Here is a 17,493-nt window from a genome sequence, read left to right as displayed (position 1 = left end):
GTGTCGTGGCTGCACACGTGGAACTCCGCGACCTCGGCGACGACGACCTCGACGCCGTCTTCGAGATGATGCGCACGCCCGATGCGGTCGATATGGCCGCCTTCACCGCGGCCGACCCGAGTGACCGGGAGGCCTTCGACGCCTGGATCGCCCGCGAGCGAGCCGCCGACGGCGTGCAGATGTACGTCGTGACCGAGAACGGCGGCTTCGCCGGGACGGCGGCGCTGTTCACCGTCGACGGCGACCGCGAGGTGACCTTTTGGATCGCGCATCACGCATGGGGACGTGGGGTCGCGAGCGAGGCGCTGCGCCTGCTCATCTCGCGGGAGCCCGAGCGCCCGCTGTTCGCCCGCGCGGCCGCATCCAACACCGCCTCTCTGGCGGTGCTCGCCAAGGCCGGCTTCACCGAGGTGTCGCGCACGATGTCGTTCGCACCTGCCCTCGGACGCGAGGTCGAGGAGATCACGCTCACCCTCGCTCCGGTCCTCGAGTGACCCGCCCGCGACCACAGCGAGAAACCACATTCGGCCCGAGAAACCACGCGTCGCGCGGTGTCTCGCGCGGAAAGGCGTTTCTCGACGGGCCGGGCCGGTCGGGCCGGGGCGGGAACGACGGGAGGCGGGAACGCGAAAACCCCCGGGGAACCGGGGGTTTCTCTGGGTGCGGGTCCTGCAATCCCACTGCAATCGAGAGCGGGCCACAAAGCAACTGGGGTCGCTGCTTCGGCGAACCCGGAAAGAGAACGTGGTGCGCACGCTTGGAGACGCCCCTCGCAAGGGCCCGAAGCGCCTCAGTGCTGAGATAAACGCCCAGATTGTGGCGGATTACCAATCCGGCATGAAAGCGACTGACGTTGCCAGGAAGCACGGCATCAACGAATGGACTGTTCGTCACCGCCTGCGTCGCTCTGGTGTCCCACTGCGCCCGATCTCGATGAACGACGAGGAAGTTGCCCTGACGTTCACGCTGCGCGCCGAAGGGCTCTCTTATGAGCGCATCGCCCAGCGGGTCGGGTTCTCCGAAGGAACCGTCCGGAACGTACTCAAGCGCGGCCGGTGAGCCCGGACATGAAAAGAACCCGCCTCCGCGGGCGGAGGGCTCGATGAGAAGCTCTCTCCGCCCGCAGTCGCGGGCTACTACGTATCCGCTTCGGGATCCGTGATGAGGCCGAGCGCTCTCGCCTCGGAAGCCATTTCTGGTGTTGCCAGGTAGCGGTCGAGACCGTCGATCTGTCGCTGGATCTACTCCGGCGTCACCCCGCCGCCGATACCCACCAGGTCCGGTGACGTCTCGTAAATCGCCAGAATCTCCCGGAACCGGTCACGCTGCTCGTGCAGCGCCTTCGCGACGGGGGCGCTGTGCGGAATCGCGTACGCCATCGCCAGCCCCTATCCGCGAAAGGCCTCGTCGGGCTCGCCGATCGTGCTTCCCGTGGCGTCGAGGGCGTCACCCCGGCTGGCCGCGAGGTCGATCATGCGGTCGAGGCTGTCAACGCCCCTACGGACACCTTCCTGGTCATCGATAAGCTGATGCGGCTCGAGATCAAGCTGGTGTCGATGACTGCCACCATCGCGGGAACACGCTTCTCCTCGGTGATGCCGGCATGAGGCTCCGACTTCGCTTCGAGCGTGATCCAGCGCTCGTCGGCCCAGCACCAGACGGAATCGGCTCTCGCGTCCCCGTCTGGCTTCCAGGCCTCGGCGCCGAGCAGCTCGCCGAGAGTCGAGAGCGCCGGTTCGTACGTCTTGTGCGAAACGGAGGCCAGCCCGGCGTGCGTTTCTGCGACCCTAGCGTCGTGCTTGGTTGTCTTCGTCACCGCCGCGACCAGGACGGAGAACCACTCGACTGCAACCAGGTCAGCGCCCATGCGGCCCCTCTCTGGCTCTTGCGGAAGAGGCAGAGAGGGATCGCATCCACGTGGCGGGCGTTGCCGCGAGGACAGACTGGTTCGCGAGGCTCGCAGCGGCTTTGACGAGTGTCTCGTCGTCGATCGAGCGCCCGGCGACGTTCGTGTAGACGGCGGACCGAAACATGAGCATCGCTCGTTGTCGGCGCGCGGACTGCGCCGTCGCCAACGATTCGGCCGCAGCGAACAGGGATTCCCCCGGCGCCTCGATAGTCCTGCGTCCAGGCGCTTTCGATGGCTTTCAGCTCATGCTCCGTGGAGGCCGCGAGCGCGTCCCAATCGGCGGGTGAAGTCCGAGCGGCCTTTGCACGGTACTCCGCGATAGCGTTCTCCACCTCTCACCACGCCTCGCCCTGCTCGATGAAGATCTGAATGTTCTCTAGGAAGTCCTCTTCGGTCGTGAGCGACTGATCCAGTCCGAACCTGACTTCGGCCTGAAGGTCTGCGTCGAGCGTCGCTTGAACGGAGCCCTGCGCAAGATAGCCCTCATGTCTGCGTCGGCGTGAGATTTTCTCTTGACCCTCGAAGTGGTGGTACTCCACACTCTAAGGAACGTGTCACACGGAGTTCAGGGGGGACTTGACATGCAGACCACAATTGACGATCTCGCGATGATCAGCGAGGCATGGGTGCTCGGCGAACTTGAAGCAGAGTTCGCGTCGCCGATCCCGCGTATCGACACAATTGATGCGACTGCCATCGAGATGCCATCGATGGCCTCCGCCCAGTGCCCCGGCCCATCCCTGAGTTGCTGGACGTCGGCGATGTCGCGTTGCTGCACGACCTACACCTGCGGCCCGGTCGGTACGACCTCGATGTGCGGGTGCTAGGCCGCTAGGTGTGATGTTCCGGCAGGGTGATTCTCGACCCTGCTAGTGGGTGGGGTTTCGATTGTGGAGCCGTACCTGTGATGACTTTAGAAGCACAGCCAGCCCGGAAGCGCATCTCCCGGGAAGGTTTCTGAGGAGATGGCCTGGCGTGGGCCCATCCGTCGGCGAGTGACTTCGGTGGAAGCGCTCAATCTCTCCGCCGGTCTGGGGCTTGCAGGGGAGGGTTGTTCGCTGTGATCCCGAGCCGTGAGCAGGCGGCGCGCCATGCGTGAGACTTATATGCCGAGCCGTTGTTCGAGCACGCGCTCGATGTCAAGAGTTGGCTCAGAACAGATCTACGCGCAGGCGATGCGGGAGTAGTCGTCGATGGCGGTACGTCCGACGATCCGCCGCAGCCGGGCTGAGGCTTCGGGATCTGACGAGAAGACAGAGACGCAATCGGAGTCCTGCGTTACGCAGCCTCCTGTGCATGAACGCGGTGCCACGGCGCGGCTGGTAGCGGCGAATCCTGCTCGGTTGGCGGTGTCGGTGGATTCCGCTATCGCTCGCGCGCATCAGCACGTGACGAACATCACACGCATCACAGGGGCAGGATCGAGTGTCAAGAATCTGACGCTCGATCCGCCTGACCATGGCCTCGGTCGCTCACGAGGCGGGGTGTCGACGAAAACCCACCAGCTCGTCGATAGCCGCGGGTTGCCGCTGGCGACCGTGGTCACGCCCGGCGAGGCTGGCGTCTCATCCGCCGTGAGATTTTCTCTTGACCCTCGAAGTGGTGGTACTCCACACTCTAAGGAACGTGTCACACGGAGTTCAGGGGGGACTTGACATGCAGACCACAATTGACGATCTCGCGATGATCAGCGAGGCATGGGTGCTCGGCGAACTTGAAGCAGAGTTCGCGTCGCCGATCCCGCGTATCGACACAATTGATGCGACTGCCATCGAGATGCCTATGAATTCTTACTCCTCCTTCCACTGCTGGACGTCGGCGATGTCGCGTTGCTGCACGACCTACACCTGCGGCCCGGTCGGTACGACCTTGATGTGCGGGTGTTAGGCCGCTAGTTGTGTCGGCACTGACACGCCCGAACGAGAGTGACGAAACGCTTGCGCGGCGCGCAAGGAGCCTGCCACCCGAAATTCCTCGATCAGGCACACCGTTGGTGACGAACTCCCTCCTCGCGGACGGGGGGCGCGCGTTCGTTGACTATGTCGTTCGGGTGACGGGGCGCGACTTGTCACGCATGGGCGATATCGATATCGCCCTAGAACGAATCAGCGCAGAAGTGGGGATGCGACTCGCGCGCTGCATCGTCATCGAGATCAACCTCGCTCGCATTGGCAAACGATTCGCGAACGCGAACGGGGCTAGCAACTACGCGGACTTCATCGAAGCGGTTCGCAGCGGCTACCTAGAGTCACACTTCTCTCATAAATACCCCGCGTTGTGGCATCGAGAGTGGGCCCGTGTGGAGGATTACCTCGGCAACCTGGTCCTGATGGCGGACAGGCTCGAGCTTGATTCCGACCTGCTTCGCGAGTCATCACTTGCGATCTACGATGCGGAAATTTCCGAGGTCCACGTTGCCGGCGACTCGCATCATGGACTTGCTACGTGCATTCTCACGATGAGATCTGGAGATCGCCTTGTCTATAGGCCACGATCTGCTGGCCCTGACACACTCTTCAAGGCGATCCTCGACGTCGTAAACGACGCGCGCGCGCCACTACCGAGCGCAGACGTAGTCGACCGGTCGACCTATCACTGGCAAGAGTTCGTTTCGGAATCACCGAGTAGTGAACTGGCGGCTCCTGTCGTTCGGCAGCTTGGGAGCTTGCTAGCGATTTCCTACGCGATCGGCCTTTCGGACCTCCACCATGAGAACGTCCTCCTCACGGAGCGCGGACCCGTTGTGGTCGACCCTGAATGCGGTCCAGCACCACCCGAGCCCGTCGGCTGGTTTCCGGACCTGCCAACCGACCACCTTGGTGGCGTGGCTATCCTGCCCTTCCACGTACGAGTTGACGAAAAGGGCATCGGCGCGAATTGGGGCGTCATCGGCTATCAGGAGCAGTTCGCCATGCCGTACGAAGTGCATGCGCCCGTCAACGACGGTACGGATCGCCTCTATCTGTCTCGCGAAGCACCAAGACGCGCGACCGTCGAGACGAACTTCAGCACTGGGAGATGGCACCCCTCGCTCACGACCGAGTTCTTGAGCGGGTTCGAATCGACTGGGCGGGCACTGCTTGATGCTCGCGAAACGATTCTCGCACTTCTCGAGCACGCAGAAGCTTCGGCGCGACTAGTGCTACGTCCGACTCAGTTCTACGCAGATCTGCTCCGACTCACGAGCTTCCCGAACTTCGCCGTCTCGGATGACCGTACTCGGGATTTCATCGGAAGCCGGCTTACTGCCGAGCATGGGCCAGAGTTCACGACGATCATTGAAGTCGAGCTCCGCGAGTTGTCCCGTGGATCGATACCGCGCTTTGAAGCTCCGATCGCTGGTTGCATTGAGGTCCAGGACAGTGAGTTGGAAACGCGGTCTGGTCTCGCTGGTGTGGCGGAGCGCATCGAATCCTTCGCGACGAAGTCAGAACGCACTCGGATGCGTCGTGCTTGCGTGAGACGCCTCATGACCGAGTTTGGAAACCAAGCCTTGCCGATCGGCGGGCAGACGGCGCGCTTTACATCAGCCGATCAGGTTGTGCGGCACGCCATTGGTCAACTTGTCGAGGACGTGACCCACCATGGAGATCAGCCCCTGTGGGAAAGTCTCGTGTTGAGTGACGTCGGTGGTTACCGTGTTCAGTCGTCCGTGTTAGATCTGTACGGTGGGGCGACTGGGACAGCTCTAGCGCTCCTATCAGGCCTTCATGCGTTTGACATTCGCGATGGTCGAGCCAGCGCATTGATCTCGCAAGTCTCGGATGCGGTGATCAGCACGGTCGAGACGGATGGCCAGCTTCCGGTTGGCCTATTCAACGGTGTAGCCGGCGCGGCACTTTTTGCGGCATCAATGATGTCTTTGGAACCAGATGAGCCCAGGTATCGCCAGATTTTGGAGACGTCGCTGCATCGTGCAGCTCGAGACCTAGATGCGAGTGTAGGCACCGACATAGTCTCCGGCGCTGCCGGCGTGCTCGCACTCGCGAGCAACTTGCGTCGAGCAGGGTTCACTGACACGGCCGCGATCTTGGCTCTGCGAAATCGCTCGATCCAGATTCTTGAGTCCGCGGCGAAGGAGCAGGAGGGCTACGGGGCGACGTGGCCGGATCAACATGGCGAGTGGCTCGGTGGATTCAGTCACGGCGTCGCCGGGATCGCGTGGGCACTGGCGCGCTCCGAATCCGACATCGGTCTCGCGCTTGCGCGCCGGGCATGGCAGGCGCAACGCGCACTGTTCGATGCAGAAACTGGTATGTGGAAGGACCTCCGAACGGGGCAGAACGCCCCTGAGGGAGACTTCCATGCATGGTGTCACGGCGCCGACGGGATCCTGATTAGCGCTATCGATTCGGGCCTGAATCTTCCTCGCACTGAAAAAGACATGATCCTAGGTTGGGCCCGCACACCGCCGCCGGATTCAGCCACTCTTTGTCATGGACGCGCCGGGCGCCTGGCCACTCTCGCGTGGATCCGGTCTCGACACTCCGCGAACGTTGACACGCTCTCCGACCAGCTGCACAGCTACCGGCAAGCCGTACTTGAAGACCTGGGTATGCGGTCCTACGCCGACGATGCTTTCAGTCTAAACAGCGGGCTTCTGCTTGGACGGGCTGGCGCTCTGTATGCGCTCGCTTTTGCCGAGCGTCCAGCCTCTGTGCCTTTCGTCTTGCTGTCTTCTGTTCCTAGCTAACCGACGAGAGAGGCGCCACTCGCGTGCACTGGCATATCCGACTTCCTTACGCCGCGGCGCTTGATATCGCGCTACCGATAGTCTTCGCGTTGCTAGCCGTGGCCGTACTGGCGTTGCCGCCGCGGGTGCAACCCGAGATGGTACTTGCTCCGGCAGCGCTAACATTCTGGGTCGTGTGGTTCCTGTGGGCTTACCCGTCCGTTAGCTATCGAAATGGTGAGTACTTGATCCGCAACCCATTTCGAGCATTCAGCTTCTCTGGCTCAAGTCGCATTCGTGTCACGGGCCAGCACGCGCCCACGTTCCATCTGGGCAAGCAGAAGATTCGACCGATTGCAATGCTCTCAGGCTCCGCCAGCATCGTCGCAACAGCGCACGCATCGACGGGGGTGGATCGCGGAGTCAATGTCGTACCTATGGAGCATCTCCGGCCCGGCCACGAGGATGGCGTCGAGGCCGCCGGGAGTGCCAACGCCCTACAGGCCGAATGCGATAGAGCAGGCGACAGGGCTCCTCTTCTTCGCCGAAGTTGGAATACGTCCGGCGCGACGCTTACTATCGCTCTCGCAACGTGGGCAATTACAGCCCTCGTCTGACGGCAATTGACGCAGCTAGCGTGGACTATCTCGCCTACGTGGGTGCGTCTGCCATTCGGGTGGTCTCGGGGCGGTTGGCCATTTCAGAGCGGGGACTCGAAGGGAACGGAACACAGAGCATTCAACCTATCGTTACCATCCAAGCCGTCACCATCGCGGCCAAAGGGTTGTCTCCCGTTGACCTGCTCCGATCCTTCATCCTCATTGCCGGAGCGAATGGGGAGGTCACGTCCGCGTGGCTATCGCTCGAGGACAACGATGCCTGGGTGACCGTGTTCCCTCACCTCCAACGCGTAGCGACATCGTGGGGCCGTGAACTCGCCGAGTCTCACCGGAAGACCGGCAACCATTGCTTGGACCAGCCTCCTATGGTCGGGCATGATGGTTCGTCAGTCTCGGCGGGAGTCGCTGTTGGGGTGCCGGCCTCCGAAATGAACGTCACCTTCATCTCCACCCCGCTCGCTCTGTAGGTGCGGAGAATGACGAGTCGGACAAGTGATTCTGATGCGTGACCGCGTCGGTACTGTGAGGACTATTGCCGCAGTGCGTGCGCGCACACACGTTGGTCTTCTGGCTTGTCTCACGTCGACCGTGGCTCTGTCCGTATGCACGGTGGTCGTCGCACTGACGTGGTTCAAGAACGTGGGAGCGCGTGTGGTAGCCGTGTCCGGTCTTGACGCGACCGACCTCACGACGCAAACCCGCGGGGCCACGGCACTGGTGGTGCTCGTCGCACTGCTCGCCGGCGCGGGCGTATGGCAGCTGGCCCGGCTGCTGGCAGTCGCGCGCACACACGAGACTGAAACGCTCCGCGCTCGGGGCCTATCGCGAGTTCAGGCATGGGTGGCAGCCTCTACCGAGGGAGCCACCGTCGCTTTGATCGGAGGCCTCATTGGTACGGGTGCGGGCATGGCCGCTGGCAATGTTGGTGCGGCATCCGCGCCGCGGTTCTTGGGCTGGGCGGCGGCCACCGCCGCCCTCCTGGCAATTGTCCACACGGTGTCCTCTCGGCGCGAGGAAGCCGCGCGTGTCTCGACCAGGTCAACCCGCGCGATCAACCTGACCGTTCCTGTTGTCGTGCTAGCGGTCGCCGTCATCGCCGTCTGGCAGCTCCCAAAGGCGAGGGGTAAGGGCTTCGACCCAGTGGTCGCGATTGCCCCGGCCGCAGTGTTGCTGACCGGGGCGCTGGGGGTGCTGCTCGTGTTTGGCATCCTCGCGGTAGTGCTTTCCCGTGTGGCCGCCTCCCGCTCCGGTCTATCCCCAGGGCTGCCGGCGCGACAAGTCTCCCGCAGGCTCGGCGTCTTCGCCGTCGCGATCCTTCTGGTCGCTCTCACGAGCGGGCAGGTGGTCTTCGCCTCCGCGTACGGGGCAACCTGGGAGCGGATGACCTCCGATTCCGCTGCGGCAGAAGCGGGCGCCGAACTGCGGGTGGACGCCGTGCCCTCGACCATCTCCCCCGGGGACGTAGCACTAGCGCGCGAGGTGGTCGGCGTCACTGCGGCTTCGGCTGCATTATCCGGGGCCGTCGAGATCGGGGAGACAACGGCCGACCTCGTGGCGCTGCCAGTCGCGATGGCCGAAGAGGTCATCTCGCCGGCGGGCGGGCTCGTAGACAGCGCCCTGCTAGCGCTAGCGGCCGACGAGCCCGGCACGGTCGTTGCCGAACCCCTAGCGCTCGGTGAGGCGGCGACCGGAGTTCGAGTGACGCTGTCCGTGACCGGCACGGACAGCGGGTCTGCTGACGTCCGTATAGGTGCCGTCCTCCTGGATGCCTCAGGAGCTCCCTTCTCAGTGTCGATGAAGGTCGTCCCTGATGCCGCCGACGGGCGCGACGGTGCCGCCATTGCGGAGACGGCGTTACCCGAGGGCGCCGACCCATGGCGCCTGCTTGCCGTGACGACGAGCCTGTCGCCGAGCCTCGGCGGCAGCTCCGCCACGGTCGCCCTTCGGTCAGCAGCGGGAATCGGCGGCGCGGTGCTTCCGGTGAGCGGCGAAGTCACGCTAGACGAACCGGGCGGCGACGGCGTCCTGTGGGTCGCGGACGGTGGAACCGGTGGCGTATCGACGGCTGCCCCGGTCGGGGCGGTCGTCAGCGCAGACCTCGCCGCGCGGCTCGGGCTTGGGGTCGGCGAGAGGGCGGAGTTCCGGTATGCCGGCTCGGGCCGTCGTGGCGAGGCTATCGTGTCCGCGATCACGGACGTCATCCCCGGGACTGGTTCCGGCGCAGCAATCATGCTCCCGCTCGAGCAGCTTCTGGTCTCGCAGTTGCAGCGTGGAAGCTCGACGACACCCACCAACGCTGTGTGGGCGGCAGGGCGGGCCGCAGCCGCCGACACTCTGGGCGATGTTCTAGGCGGGCTTCCCGTGGTCACCGCCGAGCCGAACGCGGCGGTCGAGGTTGTCGGCGCGCTCAGGGGCGGATGGTGGATCGCGACCGCTGGGGCGGTTCTGCTGACACTCGTGGCCGCCTTCGCCATCACCCAGACGCTCGCCAGTTCCCGTCGGCTTGAGATCGCTGTGCTTCATGCTCTCGGGGTGAAAGCGCGCGAACTGGCGCGCATGCGCGCCGTTGAGCTCGGAGGGGTGTTTGCCATGGCGGTCGGCGGAGGTGTGACGGCGGGAATCGTCGCGGCGGCGCTGATCGTCCCGACCTTCGTTCTGGTGGTCACACCGGGTGTCCTGCCAGCGGCTTCGCACCTCGCTTTCGACGTCACTTCGCTGGCGGTCACTCTCGGCTTCTTCGCCGCCGGTCTCTCCTTAGTGGTCGCGTTCGCCGGCGTCGACGTAACACGCCGCGCTCGGGCTGCAACGGTGGTAGAGGACATCAAATGACTAGACACGTGGGCGCCGTTGCCCTGACTGTACGTCATCTGCGGTCGCACGGCGCGGGCGGCGGTATCGTGGTCGCCCTCCTCGTGGTGGTACTGGCATTTCTGGCAACAGCCGCACCGATGCTGCTGGCGATCCTCGCCGACTTGACGATCCGCGACCGACTTGACCGACTTCCCCCTACACAGACGGACGTTGTGAGCGAGACCGTGGGCTATCCGCTGTCTATCCTCGACTCGCCGGCGGAGCCCTGGACGACCGAACAAGTATGGGGACCGTTCGCGTCGGCCGTCGAGCAGATACGCGATGAGGCGGGCTCACCCGTTCCTGCGATACTGCAGCCGGCCCGCATGGTCACACGCAATCTCGACAACCCCATCGCCGGATCGGGGCGCACACAAAGCCTCACTGTCGCTTTCGATCCTGCGTATGAAGCCGAGATCGAGCTCATCGAGGGCCGCCTGCCGGTCGCTGCGGCGGGGTTCGCCTCGTCGGCCTGGCCGCCTCTACCGGCTGGTGTGGCCAATCGCATCGAGGTGGTGATATCCCGCGACACGGCGCGTGAACTGTCCTGGGGAATCGACGAGACGCGCGTAGTCGGGACGGCCCCGGCCGTCGAGCTCGTCCTTGTGGGCGTATTTGAGGCCGCTGAACCCACCGCGGATTACTGGCAGCACGTCACATCTGTGCTGAGCCCTCAGATCATCGACGACGGAAATGAGCCCCGCAGGGTCACCGGAACCGCCTTCGCTCATCCGGCGTCGCTCGTGACATGTTGTCTCACCGGACGCGGGACGACTCTCGCGTGGTATCCGCTCGTGGCCGACGAGGTCACGGGTCGAAACGCCGCGGCGACGGCCTCTTCTCTGCGCTCTTTCACAGCTGTCTCGCACCCCACCGGCGATGATGGAGCCGGCTATGGCGCGGAACAGATCCGTTTCGACGCGCCGATCCTGCCCGAGCTCGATGCCGCCCGCGCACAGGTCACGGCGATGGTAGGTGTGCTCGCGATGATCATCGCAGGACCGGCCGGTGCGGGCGCGGCAGTGCTCCTGCTGGGCTGCCGCGCAATTATCGAAGGTCGACGTAGGAGCCTGCGGCTACTGTCCGCGAGGGGTGCCTCACGGAGCCAGGTGAGAGCGGTGGCGGGGATCGACGGAACCATCGTCGGCGTCGCGCCGGCCGCGCTCGGTGCCGCGGCGGCGCTCGCGCTGGCTAGCGCGTTGCGCGTCGAGACAGTTCAGCCCGTCTGGTTCCTTGCCGCGTTGCTGATCGGTGCGGCGCCACCGATTCTGTTGGCAGTGATGGCGCCGTCGGTTGCAAAGCCTCGGACCCGTACCGACATCCAGGCACGAGGCACCCGGGCTCGCGTCGTGGTGGACGTTCTCGTGGCTTTCCTCGCCGTACTCGCCTTGACGCTGCTGCTTCTACGGGGGTATAGCGTCGGCGTCGACGTGCTGCTCGCGGCGACGCCTCTGCTACTCGCGCTTGCAGCGTGCCTGGTGACCTTGCGGCTCTACCCGATCCCGCTGAGCGGACTTTATCGTTGGGCGCGGCGACGGCCGGGGCTCGACAGCTTCCTTGGTGCCGCGCGGGCGATGCGCGAACCCTCGCTAGGGCTCATCCCGGTTTTGGCGCTCGTGGTGGGTGTCTCAGTGGCTGTGCTGAGCGGTGTGTTGCTCTCGATCCTGCAGTCGGGCGCGACGGAAGCTTCTCGGGCGCAGGTCGGATCGGACATGCGCGTCACTGGCGGTGTTTTCGTCGGTGACGTACTGGGGGCGGTTCAGGATGTCGATGGAGTCGCGGCCATGGCGGCGATCTCCGGTGCCGAGCCGGTCACAATCGCGTCGGGAGAAGACGAAGGCGCAACGATGGTTTTCGTCGTCGATGCGGGGACCGTGCGCGCTGTGCAGGGTGAGGGTCCAGGCCTGTTGCCGCCGAAAGTCTCCCTCGGCTCGGCAGCCACGGGAGACGTGACCATCGTCGCTTCGGCCAGCGCGGCGCGCACCATCGAGGACAGCACCGATACGAGCCTGAACGGAGTGCCGGTGCGGATTGTGGGGGTCGTCGACGGACCGGTGCCGATAGGCACTCGGCAGAATTGGGTGGCCGTCGACGTCTCGGCCGCCGAGCAAATCCTCGGTGGTGTCCCGGTGGCGCGTACCCTGCTGCTGTCGCTCGAGCCCAACGCAGCCGCCGTGAACGTTGCCGACGGCGTGCGTGAAGTGCTCGGCGACGCGGTGCAGATCGACACCGCCGACGAGATCAACGCACAGACCGCCTCTGCGCCTGCCGTCCAGGGGGTCAGGATCGCTCTCTTATTGGCCACCGGGCTCTCGGCGGTGCTGAGCTCCCTTGCCCTCGTTCTTACCCTCACCCTCGGCACGCCCACGCGGGTTCGGCTCGTGGCGCTGCTTCGCACGCTCGGAGCATCGCGCCGAGCGATGAGGTCTGTCGCGGCGTGGGAGGTGGGGCCGCCCGCTGTCGCTGCGGTCGTGGTCGGAGCGGCGTTCGGCGCTGTGGTGCCACTCGTCGTGATGGCTGCGGTCGATCTGCGACCTTTCACCGGATCCACGATTAGCCCCTCCTACGCGCTGGACCTCGGAATCCTTGGGCTGACACTTGTCGGGTTCGTCGGGCTCGTTGCCACCCTCACGACCATCGCCCTGCTTGTCGCGAGACGGGCGCGCTTGACCAGTGCGCTTCGTTCAGTAGAGGAAGGATAGGGACATGACCGCGCTTGAGCCAGACATCCTCTGCGCTGACCTGGTACGCATCTTCCGCGTGCCCGTGCGAAGCGGACCCGGCGTCGAAGTTCAGGCGCTTCAGGGGCTTAACCTGAACGTCGAATCGGGAGAAATAGTAGCTCTGGTCGGCGCTTCGGGGTCCGGTAAGTCGACGCTGCTGTCGATTCTGTCGAGCTTGGACACCCCGAGCGCGGGCATCGCCCGTGTTGCGGGCCACGATCTGCTTACGATGAAGGAGAAGGAGCGGGTGCGGTTCCGTCGTCACAGTGTCGGCTTCGTGTGGCAGCAGAGCTCCCGTAACCTATTGTCCTACTTCACGGTCGCCGAAAACATTGCCGCCGCGCTCGCGGTCGCCGGCCGGGTCTCCGCCGTCGAGCGACGTAAGCGGATCGCGGATCTCCTCGATCTGCTCAATGTGTCGCACTGCGCTGAACGACTGCCGGAGGCGATGTCGGGCGGCGAGCAGCAGCTCGCGGCCATCGCCGTCAGTCTTGCGAACCGGCCGCGGGTGCTGCTTGCGGACGAACCGACTGGCGAACTTGACGACGCCACGAGCGCGCAGGTGCTCGAGGCTATGCGGTCGGTCAATCGCGAATTGGGTGTGACGACCCTCATCGTCACACACGACCCGAGCGTTTCCGATCACGTCGCACGCACGGTGCAGATCCGCGATGGCCGCACCTCGACAGAGGTACTGCGCTCGATGCGTCGCGACGAGGCTGGCACGGAGGAGCAGATCGCCGAGGAGTATGCCGTGCTCGACCGCGTGGGCCGCCTGCAGCTACCGGATGAGTTCGTCGCAGCGCTCGATTTGCGTGATCGCGTCCGCCTAGCTCTCGAACCCGACCATGTCGGGGTGTGGCCGGCCTCATCGTCGTTGCCTCAGCGCCGAGGGGAGAAGCTGTGAGGGTGCCCAGGGCTGAACTCGTTGCGCTACGGGGCGAAAATCTCACCCGCACCTTTCCGTCGGCAGCAGGCGACGTACACGCCTGCGTCAACGTTGATATCGACGTGGGGGAGGGCCAGCTTGTCGTCGTGCGCGGAGCCTCGGGGGCAGGCAAGACGACCCTCCTGAACATGCTGGGGGGACTGGAGCGCCCCACGTCGGGTCGTGTGCTACTAACCGGGACAGACCTCGACACCCTCGACGAAGACGGGCTCGCTCGAGTGCGTAGAGAGACGCTCGGGTTTGTTTTCCAGTCATTCGGGCTTATCCCGATTCTCTCTGCGGCCGAAAACGTCGAGCTACCGCTGCGGATCACCCGAACCTCGGCCGCCGAGCGCGACAAACGTGTCGCAGACGCACTGCGCCTCGTCGGACTGTCCGCGCACTCCGCGCAGCGCCCCGGCGAGCTTTCTGGCGGTCAACAGCAGCGGGTGGGTATCGCCCGGGCTATTGTCGCCCGACCCCGGGTACTCATCGCCGACGAGCCAACGGGCCAACTCGACACCCGCACCGCTGCGGCCGTCATGGACCTCCTCGGCGACCTCGTGCGCTCGCAGGGGCTCGCGGCGGTCGTCTCCACTCATGATCCGCTGCTCGTGCAACGCGCCGACCACGTGATCGAACTGCACGACGGACAGGTCACCCGGCAGGAAGCGTAGCTCGTTCGTAAGAGCACGCCGTCTCGGCTAGTGGTAGAAGGTCGGGGCTCACGTCTCGGCACATCGGAGCGCCCCTCATGGGCGTTGTAAAATCTACGGCTCGTCAACGGAGGGTCGAGCGTGCATAGTAAGGGCATGGACAACAAGTACGACCCAAACTGGACGCGTTCAACCGACTATGGAAGAAACTGATCCTGCTTTCGGCGAACGAGACCGAAGCGAGTCTTCTCGGCGAGCCGACGTTGATCGGCACGATGCTGAGCGCCAGACTGGTCTCGTGATGGCGCGCGCGCTCCGCATTTTCGGCCGCCCCTCGGCTCGCTCAACTAGTGAGTCTGACGTTGAACGCGACCTGGTTCGCGAAGAGGCAGCCAAGACATTCGCGGTGTTCGATGACTTCCTCTCCGACGTCCTCGACGGCCGTCCACCTGCAGTCCTCGGTTCGGAGTTCGCGCACGAGCTCACGACTCAGCCCGACTTCCAGTGGAGCATCGTCGAACGGTGGCGCATAGACAACATCGACCGCTACGAGGCCGTCGTCCAGAACATAGACACGATTCGTACATTTGCTAATGAGGTGTACCCCGAGAACTACCGGCGCGTAATCCAGGACGCTCAAATACTCATGTCAGATCTCGCCCAGGAGCTGCACCCTTACGGCTGATCTTCTGTCGAGCAGTCGTCGACCGCTTCTCTACGATTTCGTTCACGGAAGACTCCAGGTCAAGACGACCGGTCCTCACGCTGAGCCGCACTCGTCCTGACCTACCGGATGCGAAAATGGCGATCGATCCGAAGAACGCTGCGATCACGATGAGGCCGGCCCCGAGCCAACTCACATCAGCGCGATCACGCAGAACACCCGCCACCACGACGGCGACTCCTGTCAGAACGATCACTACGGCCATCACGGCGAACGCGTGGGTCAGGAACGTCCCTCTCAGCTCATGTGCGCTGCGCATTCCCATGATGACCTCCTTTCGACCGAACTATCGCTCTCCTAGCACAAGGGTAAGTAGCCTGCCGCGGCGGCGTCGATGCCAAGCACGTATCGATGGTTGCCTGCCACGCTCCGACTCTTGGGTCTACTTCTTATCCTTGAAGCGGGGTTTCGACTCTGTCGACAACGATGCGAAAAGTGCAGTATGTTTCTGCAATGGATGAATTCGCTCGGCAACTCGGCGAAAGGCTCCGTAGCGCCTTGGCAACGCGCAAGAAGAAGCAATCGGCCCTCGCGTCCGAACTCGGCATGAGCGCGCCACGCCTAAGTAAGTTCGTCAACGGTCATCAGCCGTGGACCGAAGACCTCGCGCGTCAGATCGACAACAGTCTGGGGGGAACTGAGTTCTCAGACGCGTTGAAGCGGATGCGCCAGCGCTTCGATCTTTACCTCGCGACTCCCATCACCGGGGTGGCCGAGGAGGCAATCCCGCGTGCGCATTCCGCGGTGAACGTGCTTTATGAAGCACTCGTCGAGAACGGCTACAGCGTGCACTGGCCTGGTCGCGCTATCACGAGCATTGATCAACTGATCGCACCCAGCATTGCTACGGCAAGCAACATCAGGAATCTCGTCAACTCGCAGGCGCTCGTCTATGTGCAACTCGAGGAGGTAGTCAAGCCGTCAGGTGCGCTAGTCGAGCTAGGAATAGCCCTGGGTCGCAAGATGCGGACGACGGTGATCGCTCGATCAGGGCTTCACTTACCGTTCATGCTCAGCAACGGTTTCGATGGTGTCGCTAACGCGTCGCCCGAACTTCCTGACGCCAAGATTCACGTGTTTTCAACCACAGAAGAGGCCCTCCGGCAAATCGGAAACACGGGACCAGCGTTCTTTGGCTTGAGCGAACTTGTGGACGGCAGCTGAGGTTCTAGAGTGTTCCGAGGCGTCTCCGGCGCGACTCGCTCGACCCCTGTACGACGATAGATGACGCGCCCGATCGCGTAAGCATCAGGTGCCTTTTGAGCAGTTCCCGCTCCGCTCGCCGCTTGGTGACGGTTCGTCCGGCGCGCTGCGGCGAGCACACGTCAGAGGCGGATACGGCGGAGCGGTGCGCCAGCAGGTCCGCGTCGCCCCGCTTCTCGCCAAGACGGAAGTATTCATGAAGCGCCCACTGTTCCGAAGCGGACAGCAGGAACAAGGCGGTGGAATTAGAGCTCCACACTCCGGCCAGCTCGCGTCGGAGCTGGAGTAGGCGGAGTTCGTTAATCTCGGCATCGTGACGGTCACTATGACCCTGTGGGATGGGACGGTCAAGCGTGAGCGGGATCAGCTAGTGGGCCGAAGGTAGTTGACGTAGTCGAAGGCAAGACGACTGTTGAACTCCACGAAGACGTTCGTCGTCGTCAGGACGTTGAATGTGAGACTTCCCAAGTCCTGAGGCTGGCAAAGAAGGCCAAAGTTGCGGAGCCCGGCGGACCACTGACCGAATTGCTTGGGCAGGAAATGCGCGTTAGCCACTACGATCACGCGGTCGGTACCGATGGCTTCGGCGAGCGATTTGAGGTCGACTCCTATGGTTTCAGGCGTGGCGACGCCGGTGGGGTCTACCACGACCAGGACGTCTCCCTGCGCGTGGAGTGGGGCACCCTCGATGCGGAAATCAGAACCCTCGTCGAACCCGAACTCCGTCGTCATCGGCAGCACCCACTCGTACGTGAGAAGCAGGCTGCCTTGCAGGACCGTTGCGTCGTTTACGCTGAGCGCGTTCTCGAGCGACCTGCCGGTTTCGGTGAGGCGGAAGTCATGTGCTGTAAGGAGCCGACCGATGATGTCGACGAATAGCCCAGGGTCCATCGGTGCAAGGACGCTTCGGAGCGGGTCGAACCCGTGCCCGAGTGGACGCCCGCGCCATGCGGGACCATCGATCCGCATGGATCGGTGTCTCGGCATGTGCTCGAGAGCGCTCTCCAGGGTGTCTGCCTTGAACAGCTTGAATGTCGTGGTTTGCTGATCTGGTTTCCCGAGGTTGGCAAGTCCTCCTTGCTCGTCGACAAGTCCGCGCATGTCTGCGGCTAGGAACGCGTCGGCGGATTCGACGTACAGCGCTAGGTAGACCGGCTCGGGCGCGTTGTACCAGTACCGGATATGGTCGAGCTCAAGCGACGGCGTCG

General features: G+C 63.9%; 14 protein-coding genes and 1 pseudogene. 11 read left to right on the top strand and 4 right to left on the bottom strand.

Annotated features, from left to right (window positions below; genetic code table 11):
- Positions 1-5 precede the first annotated feature (5 nt).
- Together ACGG9C_RS13335 and ACGG9C_RS13330 are read left to right on the top strand one after the other, a co-directional pair.
- Positions 6-494, top strand: a complete 489-nt coding sequence (locus ACGG9C_RS13335; RefSeq protein WP_194384143.1) for a GNAT family N-acetyltransferase — start codon at positions 6-8, stop codon at positions 492-494.
- Positions 495-837: 343 nt separating this feature from the next.
- Complete coding sequence (locus tag ACGG9C_RS13330; protein WP_390178728.1) at positions 838-1,059, top strand: sigma factor-like helix-turn-helix DNA-binding protein; 222 nt, start codon at positions 838-840, stop codon at positions 1,057-1,059.
- 182 nt (positions 1,060-1,241) lie between these two features.
- Here ACGG9C_RS13330 and ACGG9C_RS13325 read toward each other — a convergent pair whose 3' ends face one another.
- The 3 genes from ACGG9C_RS13325 to ACGG9C_RS13315 form a co-directional block, all read right to left on the bottom strand.
- A complete protein-coding gene (locus tag ACGG9C_RS13325; protein WP_390178727.1) occupies positions 1,242-1,379 on the bottom strand; it encodes a hypothetical protein in 138 nt (45 codons plus the stop codon).
- Between the two features lie 92 nt (positions 1,380-1,471).
- Positions 1,472-1,867, bottom strand: coding sequence for a hypothetical protein (locus ACGG9C_RS13320; RefSeq protein WP_390178726.1), 396 nt, complete (start codon positions 1,865-1,867; stop codon positions 1,472-1,474).
- Positions 1,868-2,244: 377 nt separating this feature from the next.
- Positions 2,245-2,448, bottom strand: a complete 204-nt coding sequence (locus tag ACGG9C_RS13315; protein WP_390178725.1) for a hypothetical protein — start codon at positions 2,446-2,448, stop codon at positions 2,245-2,247.
- A 774-nt stretch (positions 2,449-3,222) separates the two neighbouring features.
- On the opposite strand from ACGG9C_RS13315, the pseudogene ACGG9C_RS13310 reads away from it, so the two are divergent.
- The 9 genes and pseudogenes from ACGG9C_RS13310 to ACGG9C_RS13270 form a co-directional block, all read left to right on the top strand.
- Positions 3,223-3,477, top strand: a pseudogene (locus ACGG9C_RS13310) (IS5/IS1182 family transposase); the annotation flags it as partial.
- Between the two features lie 425 nt (positions 3,478-3,902).
- A complete protein-coding gene (gene lanM, locus ACGG9C_RS13305) occupies positions 3,903-6,602 on the top strand; it encodes a type 2 lanthipeptide synthetase LanM (RefSeq protein WP_390178724.1) in 2,700 nt (899 codons plus the stop codon).
- 616 nt (positions 6,603-7,218) lie between these two features.
- On the top strand, positions 7,219-7,668 hold the full coding sequence (locus ACGG9C_RS13300; protein WP_390178723.1) for a hypothetical protein: 450 nt from the start codon (positions 7,219-7,221) through the stop codon (positions 7,666-7,668).
- Positions 7,669-7,810: 142 nt separating this feature from the next.
- Positions 7,811-10,030, top strand: a complete 2,220-nt coding sequence (locus ACGG9C_RS13295) for an FtsX-like permease family protein (protein WP_390178722.1) — start codon at positions 7,811-7,813, stop codon at positions 10,028-10,030.
- 8 nt (positions 10,031-10,038) lie between these two features.
- On the top strand, positions 10,039-12,753 hold the full coding sequence (locus ACGG9C_RS13290) for an FtsX-like permease family protein (protein WP_390178721.1): 2,715 nt from the start codon (positions 10,039-10,041) through the stop codon (positions 12,751-12,753).
- A 4-nt stretch (positions 12,754-12,757) separates the two neighbouring features.
- Positions 12,758-13,681: an ABC transporter ATP-binding protein gene (locus tag ACGG9C_RS13285; protein WP_390178720.1), complete on the top strand. Its 924-nt coding sequence runs from the start codon at positions 12,758-12,760 to the stop codon at positions 13,679-13,681.
- A gap of 2 nt (positions 13,682-13,683) precedes the next feature.
- Positions 13,684-14,379: an ABC transporter ATP-binding protein gene (locus ACGG9C_RS13280; protein ID WP_390178734.1), complete on the top strand. Its 696-nt coding sequence runs from the start codon at positions 13,684-13,686 to the stop codon at positions 14,377-14,379.
- 277 nt (positions 14,380-14,656) lie between these two features.
- Entirely contained in the window at positions 14,657-15,043 is a 387-nt protein-coding gene (locus ACGG9C_RS13275; RefSeq protein ID WP_390178719.1) for a hypothetical protein, read from the top strand.
- 492 nt (positions 15,044-15,535) lie between these two features.
- Positions 15,536-16,246, top strand: coding sequence for a transcriptional regulator (locus ACGG9C_RS13270; protein ID WP_390178718.1), 711 nt, complete (start codon positions 15,536-15,538; stop codon positions 16,244-16,246).
- Between the two features lie 402 nt (positions 16,247-16,648).
- On the opposite strand, the gene ACGG9C_RS13265 is transcribed toward ACGG9C_RS13270, so the two are convergent.
- Positions 16,649-17,493, bottom strand: an 845-nt coding sequence (locus ACGG9C_RS13265) for a hypothetical protein (RefSeq protein ID WP_390178717.1), incomplete at its 5' end; no start/stop codon positions are given.

The organism is Microbacterium sp. MTN4-26 (assembly GCF_042846595.1).
Lineage (GTDB): Bacteria > Actinomycetota > Actinomycetes > Actinomycetales > Microbacteriaceae > Microbacterium > Microbacterium luteum.
The sequence above is the reverse complement of the archived record's forward strand: the minus strand, read 5'-3'. Positions and strand labels throughout refer to the sequence as shown.